Origin of the sequence: Streptomyces sp. NPDC058195 (assembly GCF_042883525.1) — a bacterium.
Taxonomy (GTDB): domain Bacteria; phylum Actinomycetota; class Actinomycetes; order Streptomycetales; family Streptomycetaceae; genus Streptomyces.
Window position 1 is genome coordinate 48,779 of record NZ_JBHVVM010000010.1, and the last position, 19,424, is coordinate 68,202.

22 protein-coding genes and 1 riboswitch are annotated in these 19,424 nt (G+C 73.3%); of the genes, 10 read left to right on the plus strand and 12 right to left on the minus strand.

Annotated elements, in window-relative coordinates; genetic code table 11:
• Positions 1-714 (minus strand): VIT family protein, encoded by a 714-nt coding sequence (locus ACFVWY_RS14955; protein ID WP_389871587.1) that lies wholly within the window; start codon positions 712-714, stop codon positions 1-3.
• 135 nt (positions 715-849) lie between these two features.
• Between ACFVWY_RS14955 and ACFVWY_RS14960 the strand changes: the two genes are divergently transcribed.
• The 5 genes from ACFVWY_RS14960 (at position 850) to ACFVWY_RS14980 (ending at position 5,748) form a co-directional block, all read left to right on the plus strand.
• Positions 850-1,848: a DEDDh family exonuclease gene (locus ACFVWY_RS14960; protein ID WP_389871590.1), complete on the plus strand. Its 999-nt coding sequence runs from the start codon at positions 850-852 to the stop codon at positions 1,846-1,848.
• Positions 1,849-1,911: 63 nt separating this feature from the next.
• Positions 1,912-2,145: a hypothetical protein gene (locus ACFVWY_RS14965; protein WP_078532401.1), complete on the plus strand. Its 234-nt coding sequence runs from the start codon at positions 1,912-1,914 to the stop codon at positions 2,143-2,145.
• 93 nt (positions 2,146-2,238) lie between these two features.
• On the plus strand, positions 2,239-3,054 hold the full coding sequence (locus ACFVWY_RS14970; RefSeq protein ID WP_389871593.1) for an SURF1 family protein: 816 nt from the start codon (positions 2,239-2,241) through the stop codon (positions 3,052-3,054).
• 134 nt (positions 3,055-3,188) lie between these two features.
• Positions 3,189-4,988 carry a glycoside hydrolase family 15 protein gene (locus ACFVWY_RS14975; RefSeq protein WP_389871596.1) on the plus strand — a complete coding sequence of 600 codons (1,800 nt, stop codon included), beginning with the start codon at positions 3,189-3,191 and terminating at the stop codon, positions 4,986-4,988.
• 4 nt (positions 4,989-4,992) lie between these two features.
• Positions 4,993-5,748, plus strand: coding sequence for an SDR family oxidoreductase (locus tag ACFVWY_RS14980; RefSeq protein WP_389871599.1), 756 nt, complete (start codon positions 4,993-4,995; stop codon positions 5,746-5,748).
• Between the two features lie 36 nt (positions 5,749-5,784).
• On the opposite strand, the gene amaP is transcribed toward ACFVWY_RS14980, so the two are convergent.
• Genes amaP through ACFVWY_RS15005 form a run of 5 tightly spaced genes read right to left on the minus strand, consistent with a single transcriptional unit; the run spans position 5,785 to position 8,176 of the window.
• Entirely contained in the window at positions 5,785-6,363 is a 579-nt protein-coding gene (gene amaP / locus ACFVWY_RS14985; protein ID WP_389871959.1) for an alkaline shock response membrane anchor protein AmaP, read from the minus strand.
• A gap of 5 nt (positions 6,364-6,368) precedes the next feature.
• Positions 6,369-7,124, minus strand: a complete 756-nt coding sequence (locus ACFVWY_RS14990) for a DUF6286 domain-containing protein (RefSeq protein ID WP_389871603.1) — start codon at positions 7,122-7,124, stop codon at positions 6,369-6,371.
• Complete coding sequence (locus ACFVWY_RS14995) at positions 7,121-7,483, minus strand: hypothetical protein (RefSeq protein ID WP_389871606.1); 363 nt, start codon at positions 7,481-7,483, stop codon at positions 7,121-7,123. Before ACFVWY_RS14995 ends, ACFVWY_RS14990 begins: the two co-directional genes overlap by 4 nt.
• Positions 7,480-7,671 carry a hypothetical protein gene (locus ACFVWY_RS15000; RefSeq protein WP_389871608.1) on the minus strand — a complete coding sequence of 64 codons (192 nt, stop codon included), beginning with the start codon at positions 7,669-7,671 and terminating at the stop codon, positions 7,480-7,482. The genes ACFVWY_RS14995 and ACFVWY_RS15000 overlap by 4 nt, the downstream gene beginning before the upstream one ends.
• 31 nt (positions 7,672-7,702) lie before the next feature.
• On the minus strand, positions 7,703-8,176 hold the full coding sequence (locus ACFVWY_RS15005) for an Asp23/Gls24 family envelope stress response protein (RefSeq protein WP_389871611.1): 474 nt from the start codon (positions 8,174-8,176) through the stop codon (positions 7,703-7,705).
• A 93-nt stretch (positions 8,177-8,269) separates the two neighbouring features.
• Between ACFVWY_RS15005 and ACFVWY_RS15010 the strand changes: the two genes are divergently transcribed.
• Positions 8,270-8,992 carry a hypothetical protein gene (locus ACFVWY_RS15010; protein ID WP_389871614.1) on the plus strand — a complete coding sequence of 241 codons (723 nt, stop codon included), beginning with the start codon at positions 8,270-8,272 and terminating at the stop codon, positions 8,990-8,992.
• A gap of 56 nt (positions 8,993-9,048) precedes the next feature.
• Here the strand turns inward: ACFVWY_RS15010 and ACFVWY_RS15015 are convergent, their stop codons facing one another.
• The 3 genes from ACFVWY_RS15015 to ACFVWY_RS15025 all read right to left on the minus strand — a co-directional run bounded on the left by ACFVWY_RS15015 (position 9,049) and on the right by ACFVWY_RS15025 (position 12,150).
• Positions 9,049-9,840: an enoyl-CoA hydratase/isomerase family protein gene (locus tag ACFVWY_RS15015; RefSeq protein WP_389871617.1), complete on the minus strand. Its 792-nt coding sequence runs from the start codon at positions 9,838-9,840 to the stop codon at positions 9,049-9,051.
• 147 nt (positions 9,841-9,987) lie between these two features.
• Complete coding sequence (locus ACFVWY_RS15020; RefSeq protein WP_010987827.1) at positions 9,988-10,209, minus strand: helix-turn-helix domain-containing protein; 222 nt, start codon at positions 10,207-10,209, stop codon at positions 9,988-9,990.
• Positions 10,210-10,551: 342 nt separating this feature from the next.
• Positions 10,552-12,150 (minus strand): ABC-F family ATP-binding cassette domain-containing protein, encoded by a 1,599-nt coding sequence (locus ACFVWY_RS15025; RefSeq protein ID WP_389871620.1) that lies wholly within the window; start codon positions 12,148-12,150, stop codon positions 10,552-10,554.
• Positions 12,151-12,406: 256 nt separating this feature from the next.
• Here ACFVWY_RS15025 and ACFVWY_RS15030 point away from each other — a divergent pair, with 256 nt between their 5' ends.
• Together ACFVWY_RS15030 and ACFVWY_RS15035 are read left to right on the plus strand one after the other, a co-directional pair.
• Positions 12,407-13,297 carry a neutral zinc metallopeptidase gene (locus ACFVWY_RS15030; protein WP_389871623.1) on the plus strand — a complete coding sequence of 297 codons (891 nt, stop codon included), beginning with the start codon at positions 12,407-12,409 and terminating at the stop codon, positions 13,295-13,297.
• 140 nt (positions 13,298-13,437) lie between these two features.
• Positions 13,438-13,851, plus strand: coding sequence for a VOC family protein (locus tag ACFVWY_RS15035; protein ID WP_389871626.1), 414 nt, complete (start codon positions 13,438-13,440; stop codon positions 13,849-13,851).
• 77 nt (positions 13,852-13,928) lie between these two features.
• Here ACFVWY_RS15035 and ACFVWY_RS15040 read toward each other — a convergent pair whose 3' ends face one another.
• The 3 genes from ACFVWY_RS15040 to ACFVWY_RS15050 form a co-directional block, all read right to left on the minus strand.
• On the minus strand, positions 13,929-15,221 hold the full coding sequence (locus ACFVWY_RS15040) for a hypothetical protein (RefSeq protein WP_389871960.1): 1,293 nt from the start codon (positions 15,219-15,221) through the stop codon (positions 13,929-13,931).
• A gap of 188 nt (positions 15,222-15,409) precedes the next feature.
• Positions 15,410-16,537 carry an alpha/beta hydrolase gene (locus ACFVWY_RS15045; RefSeq protein WP_389871628.1) on the minus strand — a complete coding sequence of 376 codons (1,128 nt, stop codon included), beginning with the start codon at positions 16,535-16,537 and terminating at the stop codon, positions 15,410-15,412.
• A gap of 66 nt (positions 16,538-16,603) precedes the next feature.
• A complete protein-coding gene (locus ACFVWY_RS15050; RefSeq protein ID WP_389871962.1) occupies positions 16,604-17,263 on the minus strand; it encodes a class II aldolase/adducin family protein in 660 nt (219 codons plus the stop codon).
• A gap of 239 nt (positions 17,264-17,502) precedes the next feature.
• On the opposite strand from ACFVWY_RS15050, the gene ACFVWY_RS15055 reads away from it, so the two are divergent.
• Both ACFVWY_RS15055 and ACFVWY_RS15060 read left to right on the plus strand, forming a co-directional pair.
• Positions 17,503-18,756 carry an anion permease gene (locus ACFVWY_RS15055; protein ID WP_389871631.1) on the plus strand — a complete coding sequence of 418 codons (1,254 nt, stop codon included), beginning with the start codon at positions 17,503-17,505 and terminating at the stop codon, positions 18,754-18,756.
• A gap of 36 nt (positions 18,757-18,792) precedes the next feature.
• A complete protein-coding gene (locus tag ACFVWY_RS15060) occupies positions 18,793-19,023 on the plus strand; it encodes a hypothetical protein (protein ID WP_376684236.1) in 231 nt (76 codons plus the stop codon).
• 148 nt (positions 19,024-19,171) lie between these two features.
• Positions 19,172-19,302: riboswitch (cobalamin riboswitch) on the plus strand.
• The last annotated feature ends 122 nt before the right edge of the window (positions 19,303-19,424 follow it).

The window sequence follows — 19,424 nt, forward strand, 5'->3', positions numbered from 1 at the left end:
TCACACCCCCACCGCCCCCAGCAGCTCCCCCGCCCCGTACGTGACCGCCATCGCCACCGCGCCCCCCGCCATGTTCCGCAGCACCGCCGGGCCCACCCTCGCCTCGCCGAGGCGGGCGCTCCACCAGCCGGTGAACGCCAGTGCGGCCAGCACCGAGAGCACCGTCACCGGGAGCCGCACGTCGGACGGCGGGAGCACGATGGCCAGCAGCGGCAGCAGGGCGCCGACCGTGAAGGCCAGGAAGCTGGCGCCCGCGGCGTGCCACGGGTTCGTCAGCTCGTCCGGGTTGATGCCCAGCTCGACCGCCGCGTGGGCGCGCAGCGCGTCGCGTTCGGTCAGCTGGACGGCGGCCTCGCGGGCGACCTCGCGGCTCAGGCCCTTGCCCTCCAGCAGGCCGGTCAGTTCGTCGAGTTCCGCCTCCGGGGCCTCCATCAGCTCGCGTTTCTCCGTCGCGAGGGCGGCCTGCTCGGAGTCCCGCTGGGTGGAGACCGAGACGTACTCGCCCGCGGCCATCGACATGGAACCGGCCAGGAGTCCGGCCAGGCCCGCCGTGAGCAGGGCGCCGCGGTCGCCGGTGGCACCAGCCACACCGACGACCAGGCCCGCGGTGGAGACCACACCGTCGTTGGCGCCGAGGACCGCGGCACGCAGCCAGTTCAGCCGTGCGCCGAGTCCGTTTTCGTGCGGTTCGTGGTGCGTCCGGGTATCCGTCACCCCGGGATGGTCTCACCCCGTACGGCGCGTCGGGGCGCACCGGGCAGCCCGTCGCGCCGAGTGTCGCGCGGCGCCCCGGCGGCCCGGTCCGGCCGTCGCCGAATAGGAGACTGTCAGTGGCGGCCCGTATTCTCTGTGACCATGCTCGACGACCGCCAGACCGCAGCACCGTGGCCGACCGCCTACCCACAGGGGTACGCGGTCGTCGACGTGGAGACCACCGGACTCGCCCGGGACGACCGGATAGTGTCCGCCGCCGTCTACCGTCTGGACGCGCAGGGCGATGTCGAGGACCACTGGTACACGCTGGTCAACCCCGAGCGTGATCCCGGCCCGGTCTGGATCCACGGGCTGACCAGCGAGGTGCTGAAGGGTGCGCCGCTCTTCCCGGAGATCGCCGCCCAGCTCTCGGAGCGGCTCACCGGCCGCGTGCTCGTCGCGCACAACGCGGCGTTCGACTGGTCGATGCTGGCCCGGGAGTACGCGCGGGCCGCGGTCGTCGCCCCCGTCGAGCAGCGGCTGTGCACCATCGCGCTGTCCAAGGAGCTGCGGCTGCCGCTGCCCAACCACAAGCTGGAGTCGCTGGCCGCGCATTTCGGCGTCGTGCAGCAGCGCGCCCACCACGCGCTGGACGATGCCCGGGTGCTGGCCGAGGCGTTCCGGCCGAGCCTGCACGCGGCGGCGCGGGACGGGGTGCGGCTGCCGTTGCTGGAGTGCCGCCCGCTGACCGAGTGGTCGGATTCGCCGGTCACGCCGAGGGTCGGCTACCAGCCTTCGTACGGTCAGGGCAGCTGGCGCCCCTCGCGCAAGCGTCCGGCGTGCCCGTATCCCAACCCGGGGCGGTACGAGAAGGACAAGCCCCTCATGCAGGGCATGCGGGTCGCCTTCTCCGGGGACACCTCGATAGACCGCGAACTGCTGGAGGACCGGGCCGTGGAGGCCGGGCTGCACGTGGCGACGAGCGTGTCCCGGCTGACCAGCCTGCTGGTCACCAACGACCCGGATTCGGCGACGTCGAAGACGCTCAAGGCGAAGTCGTTCGGCACCCCGGTCCTGGACGAGAGCGCCTTCACCCACCTGCTGCGCGACGTGGCACCGGCGTCGGTCCGGCCGGCCGCGCCGTCATCGGAGTGAACCGGCGCGACTCGCCCGTCCGCCGCTCGCCCGCCGCCGCCCTCCCGCTCCACCCTGTGGCGCATGGCACGTTGCGAGGTTTGCGGAAACGACTACGGCATGTCCTTCGAGGTGCACGCGCAGGGCGCGGTGCACGTCTTCGACTGCTTCTCCTGCGCCATTCACCGGATGGCGCCCATCTGTGAGCACTGCCGGGTCCAGATCATCGGCCAGGGCGTGGAGGTCGAGGGGCACTGGTTCTGCGGCGGTCACTGCGCCCGCGCCGAGGGAAAGGTGGGCATCATCGACAAGGTCTGAGCAAAGGCCCGCGCCGCCGCTCTTCCCCTGCCGGGTTTCCCCTTTCCCCACCCCTGCGCACAGCGCCCCACGACGCGGTTGTACCGTCGTGGGGTGTACCGCTTCCTGTTGACCCGGCAGTGGCTGGCCCTCGCCCTCCTCGCCCTCGTCCTGATTCCCGCGATGGTCGAGCTGGGCTTCTGGCAGCTGCACCGGCACGAGCACAAGGTCGCGCAGAACGCTCTGATCTCCCGCAACCTCAAGGCGAAGCCGGTTCCGGTCACCTCGCTCACCTCACCGGGTCACACCGTCCCGCGCTCCGACTACTGGCGGACGGTGACGGCCACCGGTACGTACGACAGCGCGCACGAGGTGGTGGTGCGCCGCCGGACCTCGGCCGACGGGCGGATCGGGGTCCATGTGCTGATCCCGTTCGACCTCAAGGGCGGCGGCACGGTCCTGGTCAACCGCGGCTGGGTGCCCTCCGCCGCCAGCCAGAGCGCCTTTCCCCACGTACCGCTCGTGCCCGAGGGCCAGGTGACGATCACCGGACGGCTGAAGGCCGACGAGACGACCGGCGCCAGCGGCATCAAGGACATCTCGGACCTGCCGGACCGCCAGGTGATGCTGATCAACAGCGCCCAGGGGGCCGAGCGGCTCTCCCGGCCGGTGCTCGGCGGCTACATCGAACTGACCGCGCCCGAGCCCACCGGTGGCTCCCCGGAGCTGATCGAGACCCCGGACGACGCCTCGATCGGTCCGCACATGGCGTACGCCGTGCAGTGGTGGCTCTTCGCCGCCGGTGTCCCGGTCGGCTACGTGGTCCTGGCCCGCCGCGAGAAGCGCGACCGGCTGGAGGCCGCGGCGAAGGAGGCCGCCGCCGGGGAGCGGCCCGCCGAGCCGGAGAAGCCGGAACCCGCCACGGCCTGACGCCGCACCAGCCGCACCAGCCGCGCCCGCGCCGCCCGCCGTGTCCGCCGGATGCCGGGCGCGGGGTTCCGGCCGGGTGACCCCTGCCGTCCGGGTCTGCTTAACCGGCCGCGGGTCCGGGAACACGGCAGAACGTGACCCCACGCATCGAGGACTACGCCCTCATCGGCGATCTCCAGACGGCAGCCCTGGTCGGTATCAACGGTTCAGTCGACTGGTTGTGCCTGCCCCGCTTCGACTCGGGTGCCTGCTTCGCCGCACTGCTCGGCGACGAGGAGAACGGCCACTGGAGGATCGCCCCGAAGGGCGCGGAAATCTGCGCCCGGCGCGGCTACGCGGGTGAGTCGCTGGTGCTGGAGACCTTCTGGGAGACCCGTACCGGCACTGTCAAGGTCATCGACTTCATGCCGCAGCGGGACAGGGAACCCGAAGTGATGCGGATCGTCGAGGGCGTCAGCGGCACCGTCGAGATGAGTTCGGTGATCCGGCTGCGCTTCGACTTCGGCTCGGTGGTGCCGTGGATGCGCCGCGCGCAGGGACACCGGGTGGCGGTCGCGGGGCCGGACTCCGCCTGGCTGCGCAGCGAACCGCCGGTCAAGACCTGGGGCCAGCAGTTCTCCACCTGCTCGTCGTTCACCGTCGCGGCGGGCGACAAGGTGGCATTCGTACTGACCTGGCATCCCTCGCACTCGCCCCGTCCCGATCTGGTCGACCCGTACGAGGCGCTGGAGACCACCCTGTCCGACTGGACGCAGTGGTCGTCACAGTGCAGGTACCAGGGGCCCTACCGGGAGGCGGTGATCCGCTCGCTGATCACGCTGAAGGCGCTGACCTTCGGCCCGACCGGCGGCATCGTGGCGGCGCCCACCACCTCGCTGCCGGAGGAGATCGGCGGCGTACGGAACTGGGACTACCGCTTCTGCTGGCTGCGGGACTCCACCCTGACCCTCGGCGCCCTCGTCTCGGCCGGCTATCTGGAGGAGGCCGCCGCCTGGCGGGACTGGCTGCTGCGGGCGGTCGCCGGGGATCCGGCCGACCTCCAGATCATGTACGGGCTCGGGGGCGAGCGCAGGCTGCCCGAGGCGGAGCTGCCGTGGCTGCGGGGGTACGAGAACTCCGCCCCGGTCCGGATCGGCAACGCGGCGGTCCGCCAGCGCCAGCTCGATGTGTACGGGGAGGTCATCGACTCGCTGCGGCTGGCCCGCGAGGCGGGTCTGGACGACAAGCCGCACGCCTGGAACCTCCAGCTCAGCCTGCTCGGCTTCCTGGAGTCCACCTGGCGCGAACCGGACGAGGGGCTGTGGGAGATCCGCGGCCAGCGCCGCCACTTCGTGCACTCCAAGGTGATGGCCTGGGTCGCCGCCGACCGCGCCGTGCGCACCCTGGAGGGCAATCCCGCGCTGGCCGGTGACGCCGACCGGTGGCGGACGATGCGGGACGCGGTGCACCGGGAGGTGTGCGAGAAGGGGTACGACCCGGTGCGGAACACCTTCACGCAGTCCTACGGCTCCCGGAACCTGGACGCCGCGACCCTGCTGATCGCCCGGACCGGCTTCCTGCCGCCGGACGATCCCCGGCTGGCCGGTACGGTCGACGCGGTCCAGGCCGAGCTGGGCCGCGGCTGCCTGCTCCGCCGCTACAGCACGGACGGCCCCTCGATCGACGGGCTCCCCGGCAGTGAAGGGGCGTTCCTGGCCTGTTCGTTCTGGCTGGCCGACGCGCTGATCATGACCGGACGGACGGAGGAGGCCCGGGACCTCTTCGAACGGCTGCTGGAACTCCGTAACGACGTGGGGCTGCTCGCCGAGGAGTACGACACCGTCGGCCGCCGCCAGCTGGGCAACTTCCCGCAGGCGTTCAGCCACATCGGTCTGGTGGGCACCGCCATGGCGCTGGCCGGTGAGGACACCCTGGAGCCCGACCCGGCAGGATAGGGGCATGGATCTTGGACTGAAGGACCGTGTGTACATCGTCACCGGAGCGACCCGGGGGCTGGGCAACGCCACGGCGCGGATGCTCACCGCCGACGGCGCGAAGGTGGTCATCACCGGCCGGGACGCGGGGCGTGCCGAGGCGGCCGCCGCCGAGCTGGGGCCGGACGCGGTCGGCCTGGCCGCCGACAACGCCGACCCCGATTCCGCGCGGCGGCTGCTGGAGGCCGCGCACGAACGGTTCGGCCGGCTGGACGGCATTCTCATCAGCGTCGGAGGCCCGGCTCCCGGTTTCGTCGCCGACAACACCGACGAGCAGTGGCGGTCGGCCTTCGAGTCGGTGTTCCTGGGGGCGGTACGGCTCGCCCGGGCCGCGGCGGCGGAACTCGGCGACGGCGGAGTGATCGGCTTCGTGCTCTCCGGATCCGTGTACGAGCCGATCGGCGGGCTAACCATCTCCAACGGGCTCCGCCCCGGCCTGGCTGGCTTCGCCAAGTCGCTGGCCGACGAGCTCGGTCCCCGGGGCATCCGGGTGGTGGGCGTGCTCCCGGCGCGCATCGACACCGACCGGGTACGGGAGCTGGACGCCCTCTCGGGCGACGCGGAGGCGGCCAGGGCGGCGGGCGCGGCGCTGATTCCGCTGCGCAGGTACGGCACTCCGGAGGAGTTCGGCCGGGCCGCGGCGTTCCTGCTGTCGCCCGCCGCCTCGTATCTGACCGGCATCATGCTCCCGGTCGACGGCGGCTCCCGGCACGGCTTCTGAACCCGCCGCCCCGGCCCCGCACCGGCCCGTCGGCGGTCAGCTCACCCGCTCGGCACGGTGCCTGACCGCCCTCAGCCGTACCTCGGCGGGCAGCTCGGCCAGCCCCGCCGCGTCGCGTGCGTGGGCCAGCGCCTCGTCGGCGAGGCGGCCGAGTGCCTCGTCCGGGGTCGCGTGCGGCTCCAGCAGCAGACCGATCCGGGCCTGTGGCGCGCTGCGCCGACCGGTCAGCGCGACCTGGGCGTGGGACACCCCGTCCAGCGTTCCCGCCTCCGCGGCGAGCGCCCCTTCCAGGGCCCGGCCGCGCAGCAGTGCCCCCTCGCCGTCGCCGCTGTCCACCAGCACCTCGGCGAGGCGGGCGCGGCGCAGCTGGGCCAGCAGCCACCACAGCGCGAGCACGACCACGAGCGCGAGGACGGCGATGACGGTCGGCCACCACCAGCCCGCCGCGCGCCAGCGGTCCCGGTCGGCCGCGGAGAGCAGCACGTCGTCCTTGCCGTGCCAGGGCCACCAGGACGGCACGGCGAGGCCGAGTCCGGCGGCGAGCACCGCTCCGCCGCCGCACAACAGCACCAGCCCGGCCAGCCCGAGCAGTACCCGGTTGACGGTCCTGAGCAACGGGCTCACCCCTTCTTCGCGGGTCGGCGCACCTGCACGGTCAGGCGCGGCGGCCTGGCCAGGCCCAGCTCCCGGATGCCGGTCCGCAGCACGGTGTCCAGATCGGCCCGTACGTCATCGAGTTCACGGAAGTGCGACACGGCGCGCACCGCCGCCCGGCCCCGGCCCATCCGGACCCGCACCGACTGCACCCCGGCCACCGCGACGGCCCGGTCGCGCAGCACCAGGGCGGCGGCGGAACGGTCGAGTGCGGCCCGCACGCCGGGGCGGTCGCGGCGCATCGGCAGCAGGGCGCGGAGGCCGGGGGTGGCGGCCAGCAGGAGCAGCCACAGGCCGAGCAGCACGGCGAGGGCGGCGAGGCCGAGCAGCCAGGCGCTGGAGAGCGGGCGTTCGGCCAGTTCGCCGGCCAGGACCTGCCGCCATCGCATCGCGGGGCGGCCGGCGCGCACCGCCGCCACGTCGTAGAGCAGCAGACCGCTGCCGCCGAGGACCACGAGCGCGAGGAGCGCCGCGGGGATGCGGCGCGGCGACCAGAAGCGGCCCGGCCGGCCGCCCTCCGCCCGCCGCGCGGGCGCCGGGCCGTAGGCGGCGGACGAGGCGGACGAGGCGGACTGGTCGAGCTGAAGGACCTCGCCCCGCCCGGCTCCGCCGTGGCCGGGTGGCGGTGTGCCGGGTCCGGGTCCGTGGGGTCCGGGTCCAGGTCCGTCGGGTCCGGGTCCGGGTCCGTGGGGTTCGGGTCCGGGTCCGTGGGGTTCGGTCATCGGATCCTCCCCTGTGCCGCGGCGCCCGCTCCGGTCGGATGCAGGCGCTCGACCTGTACGGTCACTTCGGGCACGTCCATCCCCGCCAAGGCCCTCACCCGTTCGACGACCCGGCGACGCACCCCGCCGCACTGGCGGCCGATGTCACCGGGGTAGCCGAGCTCCAGGCTCACCCGGACGCGGGCGGTGTCCCGGCGCACCGTGACGGTGGCGCGTGGTGCCGTACCCCCTTCGGGCGGCTCGTCGACCGCCTCCTTCGCCGCCTGCGCGGCGATCTTCGCCACCACGCGGTCGGCGATCCGGGTCTCCCCGCGCTCCCCCGCCGCGATCCGGCCGCTCGCCCCCGGCACGGCCGTCACCGTCGCCGGTCGCCGCGCTCGCGACTCCGGAAGAAGTCACCGGGCTCCAGATCGCCCTCCAGGAAGCGGCCGACGACGAAGCCGATCGCTCCCAGGGCGGCCACCAGCAGGAAGGCCCCGAACCCGCCGAAGTACCCGGCGAATCCGAGCGCCATGCCGGCCACCATGCCGACCACCGCCATGTTCATCGTGCGCTCCTCCGCTGACCGGCCGTGACCATTACTGGAGGCGTGGCTCGGGGTGGTCGTCGTCATCGGTCTCGTCGGGCAGCTTCACGTCGCTGACCGCGATGTTGACCTCGACGACCTCCAGTCCGGTCATCCGCTCGACCGCGGCGACCACGTTCTCCCGTACATCGCGGGCGACCTCGCCGATGGAGACGCCGTAGTCGACGACGATCTCCAGATCGAGCGCGGTCTGGGACTCCCCGACCTCCGCCTTGACCCCTCGGGTGACGGATTTGCCTCCGCCGGGCACCCGGTCGCGCACCGCGCCGAAGGTCCTCGAGAGGCCGCTGCCCATCGCATGGACGCCGACCACGTCGCGGGCCGCCATGCCCGCGATCTTCTCGACCACCCCGTCGGCGATGGTCGTACGGCCACGGGTGGCGGGGGCGCCCTGGCCGCGCTTGGTGAGCGGGCCCGATTCCTTGTCGGGGTTCTCGGGCCGGTTCCGCTGCGTGGTTTCGGTCATCGCCACATTTCCCTTCGGGGCAGGTTTGGGCCTCTTTGCCCACATTAGGTGCGCTTGCCTGGTCTCGCGTCATGGATGCGGCAGGCTGGGGAGATGACGACGGCTGACGGCCCGAGCGGGGCCGACGGATGGGTGGCGGCAGACCGGCGGGACACGGGCTCCGCCGTCCGGGTCGGCCCGGCCCGGACCCGGCGACGGCCCCGGGGCCCCGGCCGGCTGCTGCCGCTGGGCGGCCCGGCGGACGGGGCCTGGATCACCGAGCGGGCCGCGGTCGCGGTGCTGCGGAGTGCGGTGACGGGGCCGGACCCCGGCCCCGTCCTCGGGGCGGTCCGGATCTCGGCGGCCGGTCCGGAGGCGACGCCGGGCGCGGCGCCGGGGGCTCTGCGGATCGAGGCGGCCATGGCGGCGGTGGCCGGGCGGCCGCTGCCCGAGTCGGCCGGGGCCCTGCGCGCGGCGCTGCTGGCAGCGGCCGATCAGCGGCTCGGCCTGGTGATCGGCGCGGTGGACCTCCGGGTGACGGATCTGCTGGACGCGGCGCCGGACACGCCCGCCCCGGTCACGGATCCTGAGGTGCACGGGGTGCGGGCCCAGGGCGCGCTGGAGGAGGCGGCGGCGGGCGCCTGGGGTGTGGTGACGCTCACCCGCACGCCTGGGCACACGGCGCGCCGGGGCCTGGAGGGGGCCCGGATCGAGCTGGCGGCGGACGCGGACCACCGGGCGCTCGACGTGGCCCGCGCGGTGCGGGGCGCGGTGGCCGCGGTGACGGGGGCGCCCCCGGTCGCGGTGCTGGTCACCGCGGTGGTCGGGCGGGACTGAGCGCGGGGCGGGTCCGCGATACGGGCCCGCCCCGCGAGCCGGTCACGGCCGCGGGCTCAGTCGGCGAGGCCCGCCAGGTCGCGCAGCCGGCGGCCCTGCGCGGCGCGCTCGGCGGCGCGCTGCTCCTCGTATCCGCGCGTGACGGCACCGCCCAGCAGCGCCTTGGTCTCCACCACGGCGTCGCGCGGGGCGGCCAGCAGCGCGCCGGCCAGGTCCCGGGCCGCCGCGTCCAGCTCATCGGCGGGCACCACGAGATTGGCCAGCCCGGTGCGCTCGGCCTCCTCGGCGTGCACGAAGCGGCCGGTGGCGCAGATCTCCAGCGCGCGGGCGTACCCCACCAGGTGCACCAGGGGGTGCGTACCGGTGAGGTCGGGCACCAGGCCCAGGCTGGTCTCGCGCATGGCGAACTGCACGTCCTCGGCGACGATCCGCAGATCGCAGGCGAGGGCGAGCTGGAAACCGGCACCGATCGCGTGCCCCTGGACGGCCGCTATCGACACGAGGTCGTTGCGGCGCCACCAGGTGAACGCCTCCTGGTACTCGGCGATGGTCGCGTCGAGCTCGTCCTGCGAGCCGCGCGCCATGTCGAGGAAGGACGGCTCACCGTCGAACCCCTCGGGGGTGAACGCCTGCCGGTCCAGCCCCGCGGAGAAGGACTTGCCCTCGCCACGGAGCACGACGACCCGCACGCTGCCGGGCAGCGCCCGCCCGGCTTCCGTCAACGCCCGCCACAGAGCGGGAGACTGGGCGTTGCGCCTGGCCGGATTGGTGAGGGTCACCGTGGCGACCGCGTCATCGACGGTGAGTCGTACGCCGTCCTTGTCGAGCACGGGGTCGAGCGAGGTCATGGGGCGCCTCCGGATCGGTGCAGTCAACGTGCGGAGCTAAGTGACTGAACAGTAACCACCCGGTCCGCATCGCTGCCGACCGGGTGGCACCACCGAACCGAGGGGCCCCGGGACGGGCCCTGCGGCCTGTCCCGACCGCCGGGGCCGTCAGGCCGTGGTGGCCTTCTTGCCCCGTGTCGCTCCGCCGCGTCCCCGCAGCGTGACTCCGGACTCGCTGAGCATCCGGTGGACGAATCCGTAGGACCGGCCGGTCTCTTCGGCCAGCGCCCGGATGCTCGCACCGGAGTCGTACTTCTTCTTCAGGTCTGCCGCGAGCTTGTCGCGCGCGGCGCCGGTCACCCGGCTGCCCTTCTTCAGAGTCTCGGCCACCCGTGCCTCCTCATGGGAAGTGCGCTCTGGACTCTCATGATCACCCCTCGGGGGCTTCCTGGCCACCCATTCGGCAAGGTCTGTGCGCGCGCGTTGGCGTCCGAGGAGGGGCCGGAAGTGTCTGGAACCCCGCATTCCGTGGGGTTGCGGCGGCGGGCGGGACGCCGTCCGGGACGAACTGGCAGGTCAGGGCCGTCCGGGCGTGGCTGCCTGCCATACGGGTGGGCCCGGCGGGTTTCCGCCGGGCCTCGCGACCGGGTACGAGACGCCCTCACGCAGATGATGGATCACGCGTAGGCCGAATGATCCATACAGGGGGGACCAGGAGGGCGGCAGGCCGGATCAGGCCAGCGCGACCAGGTCCCGGTAGTCCGCGCCCCACAGGTCCTCGACCCCGTCCGGCAGCAGGATGATGCGCTCCGGCTGGAGGGCCTCGACCGCTCCCTCGTCGTGCGTGACGAGAACGACGGCGCCCTTGTACGTACGCAGCGCGCCGAGGATCTCCTCGCGGCTGGCCGGGTCCAGGTTGTTCGTCGGCTCGTCCAGGAGGAGCACGTTGGCGGAGGAGACCACCAGGGTCGCCAGGGCGAGGCGGGTCTTCTCGCCGCCGGAGAGGACCCCGGCGGGCTTGTCGACGTCGTCACCGGAGAAGAGGAAGGAGCCCAGCGTCTTGCGGACCTCGACGAGGTCGAGGTCGGGCGCCGCCGAGCGCATGTTCTCCAGGACCGTGCGGTCCGGGTCGAGGGTCTCGTGCTCCTGGGCGTAGTAGCCGAGCTTGAGGCCGTGGCCCTCGACGATCCGGCCGGTGTCGGGCTTCTCGGCGGCGCCGAGGAGCCGCAGCAGGGTGGTCTTGCCCGCGCCGTTGAGGCCGAGGATGACGACCCGGGAGCCCTTGTCGATGGCGAGGTCGACGTCGGTGAAGATCTCCAGCGATCCGTACGACTTGGAGAGCCCCTCCGCCATCAGGGGAGTCTTGCCGCAGGGGGCGGGCTCGGGGAAGCGGAGCTTGGCGACCTTGTCGGAGACGCGGACCGCCTCCAGTCCGGACAGCAGCCGCTCGGCACGCTTGGCCATGTTCTGCGCGGCGACGGTCTTGGTGGCCTTGGCGCGCATCTTGTCGGCCTGGGAGTTGAGGGCCGCGGCCTTCTTCTCGGCGTTCTGTCGCTCACGCTTGCGACGCTTCTCGTCGGCCTCGCGCTGCTGCTGGTAGAGCTTCCAGCCCATGTTGTAGATGTCGATCTGGGCGCGGTTGGCGTCGAGGTAGAAGACCTTGTTGACGACCGTCTCGACCAGCTCGGCGTCGTGCGAGATCACGATGAAGCCGCCGCGGTAGGTCTTGAGGTAGTCGCGCAGCCAGACGACGGAGTCGGCGTCGAGGTGGTTGGTCGGCTCGTCGAGCAGCAGGATGTCGGCGTCCGAGAAGAGGATGCGGGCCAGCTCCACGCGGCGGCGCTGACCGCCGGAGAGCGTGTGGAGCGGCTGGCCGAGCACCCGGTCGGGCAGGCTGAGCGCGGCGGCGATGGTGGCGGCCTCGGCCTCGGCGGCGTATCCGCCCTTGGTGAGGAACTCCGTCTCCAGCCGTTCGTACCTCTTCATGGCCTTCTCGCGGGTGGCGCCCTTGCCGTTCGCCATCCGGTCCTCGTTCTCCCGCATCTTGCGCAGGATCTCGTCGAGGCCGCGGGCGGAGAGGATGCGGTCGCGGGCCAGCACGTCGAGGTCGCCGGAGCGGGGGTCCTGCGGGAGGTAGCCCACCTCGCCGGAGCGGGTGATGGTGCCGCCGACGGGGCTGCCCTCGCCCGCGAGGCACTTGGTGAGCGTGGTCTTGCCCGCTCCGTTGCGGCCGACGAGGCCGATGCGGTCGCCCTTGGCGATACGGAAGGAGGCGGACTCGATGAGGATGCGGGCGCCGGCACGCAGCTCAATGCCGGAGGCGGTGATCACGGTAATACTCCAGGGCGGTCGGAACGGCTTACGGGACGAGGGCGGAGATGTCTCGACGCCGCTAATGCACAAGGAGAATTGCCATGCGGCCATTCTACTGGCGGTGTGCAACTGCTTTTCCGCGCACGCCCCGGCACCGGCCCGCCCCGCTCCGCCCCGCCCCGCCACGCGACCGAAAAAGAGCGATGTGGTGTGACCTGCCCGATACTCGGCAAAAGCGGGGGGCCACAGCGGCCGGAGCGGAAGACGGTGCCCCATGCAGTTCGACGACGACGCCGGCCTGGACACGTCCGAGGTCCAGGACGTGCGCGGCAGCCGGATCCCGGGCGGCAGGGCCACCGTGGGCGGCGGCATCGTCGGGATCATCGCGCTGCTGCTGGGGCTCTTCTTCGGGGTCGGACCCGAACAGCTCGGTTTGTCGTCCGGCGGGCCGGACACGGCACCGACCCCCTCCACGGCCGCCCAGGTGGAGCAGTCCTGCCGGACGGGGCGGGACGCGAACACCCGGGACGACTGCCGGACCGTGGCGGTGGTCAACAGTGTGCAGGACTACTGGAAGCAGGAGTTCCGGCAGCGCGGGGCCACGTACACACCGTCCCGGACGGTTCTGTTCAGCGACCGGATCGGCACCGCGTGCGGCGCCGCGACCTCGGCGGTCGGGCCGTTCTACTGCCCAGGTGACCAGCAGGTCTATCTCGACCTGGGCTTCTTCGACGAGCTGCGGTCGAAGTTCGGCTCCAGTGGCGGCCCGTTCGCCCAGGCCTACGTCGTCGCCCATGAGTACGGCCACCACGTGCAGGACCTGCTGGGCACGCTCCAGCGGTCGCAGGACGGCATGACCGGTGCCGGCAGCAACGCGGTCCGGGTGGAGCTCCAGGCGGACTGCTACGCCGGGGTCTGGGCCCACCACGCGACGACCACGCCCGACGAAACGACCGGGCGGCCCCTGATCACCTCGCTGACCCCGGCGGACATCCGGGACGGGCTCGACGCCGCGGCCGCGGTCGGCGACGACCGGATCCAGGAGAAGTTCCAGGGCCGGGTCACCCCGGAGTCCTGGACGCACGGCTCGGCCGCACAGCGCCAGCAGTGGTTCGCCACCGGCTACCGCGACGGCGACCTGGCCTCCTGCGACACCTTCCGCTGAGCACCACCCCCGGGCCCGGCCCGGCCGGGAGCCGCGTCGGGCGGGCCGCCGCCGGTGCCCGGTGGAAGACTGAGAGGCAGATCACACAGGCGGATCGCCGGAGCAGGGCGAGGAGACACGGAGGAAGAGGGGTGAGCGCCGTGGCGAGCGCAGCGGCCGGAGTTCCGACGATCTACCCGGCGATCCTGTACGAGGACGCGCAGGCCGCGATCAGGACGCTGACGGAGGCCTTCGGCTTCACCCAGGAGGCGGTGTACGAGGGCGAGGACGGCCAGGTGCTCCACGCTGAGCTGTCCTGCGGCAACGGCAGGGTGATGCTGGGGTCCAAGGGCCGGGACGGCGTCTTCTCCAGGGCGATGCGGGACGCCGGGCCCGCCGGCGTCTACGTGGTGGTCGAGGAGATCGACGCGCACCACGCCAGAGCGGTGGAGCACGGGGTGGAGATCCTGATGCCGCCCACCGACCAGGACTACGGCGCGCGCGACTACATGGCGCGGGACGCCGAGGGCAACGTGTGGAGCTTTGGGACGTACGCGCCGGGATCGGCGGGCTGACCCCCCGCGCCGGACGGGCCCGGGGACGGGCCTGGGCGACGCGGGGGTGTCAGGCCCGGGGGGTCAGGCCCGGGGGGTCAGGCGCCGCCGGTGTGCACCTGGAACGCGGCCCGGCGCACCGCCTTGGCCAGCGCGGGGTCCGGGTGCGCGGCGGCCAGGGCCACCAGCACCTGCACGGTGCGCGGGTGGCCGACGGCCCGTACCTCCTCCAGCAGGGCGGGCACGGTGCCCTGGACGGCCGAGTCGAGGTGGCGGACCAGCAGTCCGGTCTCACCGTGGTCGGCGACCGCCGCCGCGGTGTCGACCCAGAGCCAGGTGGCCTCCTCGCGGCTGAGCACGTCCGGGGCGTCCTCGGGATCGGCCCCGTCGTACTCGGCCAGCCAGAGCAGCGCGTAGGGGCGCAGCGAGGAGTCGCCGAGGACCGCGCGGACCTCGGGCTCGGCGGGGGCGCCGACGACACGGAGCGCCTCGAAGGCGAGCCCGCGCAGGAGGGCGTCCTCGCCCCGGGCGACGTCGAGGAGTTCGGCGACGGCGCTGCCGACGGGGCGGGCGGCCAGCCAGGCCCGGTATTCGTCGCGGGCGGGGCCGGGAGTGAGCCGGGCGCAGCCGCGCAGCATGTCGGCGGCGGACTGCTCGATGTTCCCGGCCGGGCTCTGGGCGGCGACGCAGATCTGTTCCAGCTTGACCCAGACCGCCCAGTTGCCGAGCGGGGTGAGGGTGGCGTTGTCCGCGGCGAGGGTGAGCGCGCCGACGGCGGCCAGCCCCTCCAGGGCCCAGTCCAGCAGGGCGGCGGGGTCGGCGGGCGGGGCGGGCTCGACCGGTCCGGGCAGCGGCCCGTACGGCACCTCGCAGCGCTCCTCGCGGAGTTCGGTGACGCGCTGGCCGAGCAGGTCCAGCAGGGCGGGCACGGTGACCGGACCGGCCGAGAGCTGGAGGAGGGAGAGGACCTGGGGCACGGCTTCGACGGCCTCGGCGACGGCGGTGGATTCCAGGTCCGCGGGCGCCGGGTGGACGAGCGACCAGGCGTCGAAGAGCGCCACCCAGCCGCGGAGCACGGCGGAGTCGTCGCGGTCCCAGGCGCGCAGCCGCCAGCCGGGGCGTGCGGTGTCACCGTGCAGTTCGACCAGTCCGGCGAGCCTGGCCCGGTCCCAGCCGGAGCGCACCTGGGCCGGGGACAATTCCAGAGCGGTCGCGGCCCGTTGGAGCGCCTGGGCGGCGAGCGGTGGGGCGCCGGGGATCGCGCCGTCGGCCGCCCAGCGGGCGATCCGTACGGCGTCGGCGAGGGCGGTCCTGGCCTGGCGGGCCAGTTCCGACCGGGGTGGGGTGCCCTCCGGCGGGCGGGGGGCCGGCCTGGTGCGCCGGGTGGTCACGGCCTTGCGAGCGGTGGCGAGGGGTCGCGGGCGGACAAGTCGCAGCCTGGAGTCGCGCGGGTTACGGGACGTCACGGGTAGCAGTCTTGCCCCTGACGGCCCGAAAGCCCAAACGGAACCCGAATTCCCGGTGGAGCGGCCGGTGGACGGCCTCCGGGACCAATGGGGCCGATTCCTCTTTCATCGGGTCACATCAAGGGGGTCAGGAAGCGGCGCAGGGTCTCCTCGTAGCGGGCCGGATCGGCGTTCCACATCGCCGCGTGCGGTGCCTGCGGGACGGTGTGCAGGGCGATCAGGCCGGGGCGGCGCGCGGCGAGGTCGCGGGTCGGCTGCCAGGGGGCGAGCTGGTCGTCGGGGCCGTGGAAGATCAGGGTCGGGGCGTTCAGCGCCTGGGCGAGGGACTCGTCCAGCAGCCGGGCGCCGTGCAGCCCGGTCTGTCCCTCGGCGGCGCGGAGGGCGAGCGGCAGCAGGACGGCCGGGACGCCGCGGGCGACGGCCAGGGCGCGCAGGGTGGCGGCCCAGTCCAGGACCGGGGAGTCCAGGACGAGCCCGCTGATCCGGTCGCGCAGGGCGGAGTTGACGGCCGCGTGCAGCGCCATCGAGGCACCGGTGGACCAGCCGTGCAGGACGACGTCGCGGGCCCCGTAGCGGACGGCGAAGCGGATCGCGGCGTCCAGGTCGCGCCACTCGGATTCGCCGAGATGGACGAGGCCGTCGGGCGAACGCGGGGCACCGGCGTCGCCGCGGTAGGCGAGGTCGAGCACGGGCAGCCGCAGGTCGTGGAGGAACCCCATGAGGTTCATGGGGTGTTCCCGGGTGGTGCCGAGGCCGTGCACGGTGATGACCCAGGTGTCGCGGGGGCCGGGCAGGAACCAGGCGGGCAGGGCGCCGAGTTCGCCCGGGATCTCGACCTCCTTGTGGCTGAGGCCGAGGGCGAGGAACGGGTCGCCGCTGTACAGCTGCGGGGTGACGCGGACCTTGGCGCCGGGCTCCAGGGTGCCCCGGTCCACGCGTTCCAGCCGCCGGACGACGGTGTCGGGGGCGTGGTGGGCGTGCTCGATCACCGGGCCGACCACGGCGTGGACGTCGTCGCCGACCAGTCCGTACGTGCCGGGGCGCAGTGCGGTGAAGGAGCGGGTGAGGGTGACCTGCCCGGCCGCCGTGGCGTGGACGGTGAGCCTGCGGTCGGCGGGGAGCGGCCGCCCGGCCGGGGCCCTGAGGGCGACGTCGCTGGCGTACCGGCCGGCCGCGACCGCCGCCGCGCCGACGCCGAGGACCGTGGTGACGGCTGCTGCCGTGATCGTTGCCGGGCGCACGGCTTCAGTGTCGTGGCGGGCGGGGTGCGCTGCCAGCGGACGGGGCCGGCCGTTGGACCGGTCGGGTCAGCCCGGCTGTCCGTACCCTTTGAGTGCCTCACCCACCTCGTCCAGCTGCTCCGGGGTGAGCAGGCTCGGGGTGTGCCCGGGGACGGAGCTCGCGGTGAGCCAGAGCCTGCAGAGCCATTCGAGCTGGGCGGTCCGGTCGTACGCCTGGTCCAGGGTGGTGCCGTAGGTGACGGTGCCGTGGTTGCGGAGCAGGCAGCCTGTGCGGTCCCGGAGGGCCGTGAGCATGTGCGCGGCCAGTTCCGGGGTGCCGTAGCGGGCGTAGGCGGCGACGCGGACGGGGCCGCCGAGCATGGCCGCGGCGTAGTGGACCGGGGGGATCTCGGTGACGAGGGTGGAGACGGCCGTGGCGTGCACCGCGTGGGTGTGGACGACGGCGGCGGCGTCGGTGTTCCGGTAGACGGCGAGGTGGAGTGGGAGCTCGCTGGTCGGGGCCATCGCGCCGAAGAGGCGGTTGCCTTCCGGATCGACGCCCACGGCGTCCTCGGGGCCCAGCCGGTCGTAGGGCACTCCGCTCGGTGTGACCAGAATGGTGGAGCCGACCCGCGCCGACACGTTTCCCGAGGTCCCGACGACGAGCCCCTCGGCCGCCGTCCGCCGCGCGGTGGCGACGACCCCGTCCCAGGCCCGCCCGATCGCGTCCCGCTGCTGATCGCTCATGCGCCGAAGCTGATCGCTCATGGACCGATCCTGTCAGCCCGGGGGATCGATGGGTACGGGGCCGACCGGACCACAGCGTTCCACCCTCCCGGGGGAACGTCCCGGCGTACGGGGCCGACCGTAAACGGAATGATGTGACTCCGGTTGGAGTCACCACAGTGCCCTCCCCAGTTCATCTTCCGTTTACCCAGGTTGCCTACGGTCCACATGCCAATGACGTCGAACGATTGCCTGGGTAAATGGAACACATCACGCTGCTCCTCGCGATTGTGATCGTGACAGCTCTAGTGTTCGATTTCACGAACGGTTTCCATGACACCGCGAACGCGATGGCGACCACCATCTCGACCGGTGCGCTCAGACCGAAGACCGCGGTGGCCATGTCCGCCGTTCTCAACCTCGTCGGCGCGTTCCTGTCGGTGGAGGTCGCCAGGACGATCTCCGGCGGGATCGTCAACGAGGACGGGCTCCGAACAGAAGTGATCTTCGCGGCGCTCGTCGGCGCCATTCTGTGGAATCTGCTGACCTGGCTGGTCGGGCTGCCGTCCAGCTCGTCGCACGCCCTGTTCGGCGGTCTGATCGGCGCGGCCGTGATGTCGGCGGGCTGGTCGTCCGTCAACGGCGGCACCGTCGTCACCAAAGTGCTGCTCCCCGCGATCGCCGCCCCGGTCGTCGCCGGTCTCGCCGCGCTGCTGGCCACGCGGCTGACGTACCGGATCGGCGGGAAGATCCGCGACGAGGCCCAGGAACGGGCCACCGCCAAGGGCTACCGGGCCGGGCAGATCGCCTCGGCCGGGCTGGTCTCCCTCGCCCACGGCACCAATGACGCGCAGAAGACCATGGGCATCATCACCCTGGCCCTGGTCACCGGCGGGGTCCTGAGCCCCGGGTCCAACCCGCCGGTCTGGGTGATCGTGTCCGCGGGTCTGGCCATCGCGCTCGGCACCTACCTGGGCGGCTGGCGCATCATCCGCACCATGGGCAGCGGCCTCACCGACCTCAGGCCGCCGCAGGGCTTCGCCGCTCAGACCAGCGCCGCCACGGTCATCCTGGCCTCCTCGCACCTCGGCTTCTCGCTCTCCACCACCCAGTCCTGCTCCGGCGCCGTGATGGGCGCGGGCCTCGGCCGTCAGGGCGGTGTGGTCCGCTGGTCCACCGCCACCCGGATGTTCGTGGCCTGGGGCCTGACCCTGCCGGCCGCCGGTCTGGTCGGGGCGGGCGCGGAGCTGCTCACCAAGCAGGGCACCTGGGGAGTGATCGTCGTCGCGGCGCTGCTGGTCCTGGGCTCCGGCTCGATCTGGCTGCTCTCCCGTCGCAAGCCGGTCGGCCACGACGATGTCGCCCCGGCCGAGCCCGCGGGCGTCGTCACCACGGCCATCGCCGCCGTCAGCCCGCCGCCCACCGCGGCCCAGGTTTCGGCCGCGACCGTCATGGCCGCCGTCCCCGCCGCGTCCGTCACCCCCCAGGACCCGGCGCAGCCCGCCACCGTCTGACCGGTCGCCCCGATCCCGACCGTCTAAGGATTCAGCATGAAAATCGACTGGGCAGCCCTCGGTTCCGTGTTCGGCGTCTCCCTCGTGGTCACCGTCGCGCTGGTGGGCCTCTTCACCCTGGGCATCGTCGGCCTCTCCAAGCAGGCCGAACCCGCGGCACAGGGCGGCTCCGGCGGCTCGCTGCTGCTGGCCCGCGCCGGTGCGTACGCCTGCTTCGCGCTGTGCGCGGCGGCCGTCGGGTACGGCATCTATCTGATCGTCGCCTGAACCGCACCGCGTACGCCCCGATCGGGCCGGACACCCCGGGTGTCCGGCCCGATGTGGGTATCAGCACACTGCGCCGCCGCAGGTCAACGGTAGGTTGACGGGCCTTCGCGGGGCGTGGTGGACTGCCGGAGCCAATTACGGCGACAGCAGAGGAAGCCGGTGCGAATCCGGCGCGGTCCCGCCACTGTCACCGGGGAGCGGTCCCCCACACCGGACGTCACGGCGCGCGCGAGCGGGCTGGAAGGCCGGGGGCCCGCGGATCCGGGAGCCAGGAGACTCTCGTCGCCCGTCACGTCGAACCAGGGCGCGGACCCTGAGTGAGGACATATCGCCATGCCCGGCCGCCGTGTGCCCGCTGTCCCAGGCCCCAGGTCCTGTCGTACGAGAACCCTCCGCGGCGC

What these genes read in the sequence shown, in the direction of transcription:
- ACFVWY_RS14965 (WP_078532401.1), top strand. Translation starts at nt 1,912, where the DNA reads ATGGCACGTTGCGAGGTTTGCGGAAACGACTACGGCATGTCCTTCGAG.
- ACFVWY_RS14980 (WP_389871599.1), top strand. Translation starts at nt 4,993, where the DNA reads ATGGATCTTGGACTGAAGGACCGTGTGTACATCGTCACCGGAGCGACC.
- ACFVWY_RS14990 (WP_389871603.1), bottom strand. Translation starts at nt 7,124, where the DNA reads ATGACCGAACCCCACGGACCCGGACCCGAACCCCACGGACCCGGACCC.
- ACFVWY_RS15000 (WP_389871608.1), bottom strand. Translation starts at nt 7,671, where the DNA reads ATGAACATGGCGGTGGTCGGCATGGTGGCCGGCATGGCGCTCGGATTC.
- ACFVWY_RS15005 (WP_389871611.1), bottom strand. Translation starts at nt 8,176, where the DNA reads ATGACCGAAACCACGCAGCGGAACCGGCCCGAGAACCCCGACAAGGAA.
- ACFVWY_RS15010 (WP_389871614.1), top strand. Translation starts at nt 8,270, where the DNA reads ATGACGACGGCTGACGGCCCGAGCGGGGCCGACGGATGGGTGGCGGCA.
- ACFVWY_RS15015 (WP_389871617.1), bottom strand. Translation starts at nt 9,840, where the DNA reads ATGACCTCGCTCGACCCCGTGCTCGACAAGGACGGCGTACGACTCACC.
- ACFVWY_RS15030 (WP_389871623.1), top strand. Translation starts at nt 12,407, where the DNA reads ATGCAGTTCGACGACGACGCCGGCCTGGACACGTCCGAGGTCCAGGAC.
- ACFVWY_RS15050 (WP_389871962.1), bottom strand. Translation starts at nt 17,263, where the DNA reads ATGAGCGATCAGCAGCGGGACGCGATCGGGCGGGCCTGGGACGGGGTC.
- ACFVWY_RS15055 (WP_389871631.1), top strand. Translation starts at nt 17,503, where the DNA reads ATGGAACACATCACGCTGCTCCTCGCGATTGTGATCGTGACAGCTCTA.
- ACFVWY_RS15060 (WP_376684236.1), top strand. Translation starts at nt 18,793, where the DNA reads ATGAAAATCGACTGGGCAGCCCTCGGTTCCGTGTTCGGCGTCTCCCTC.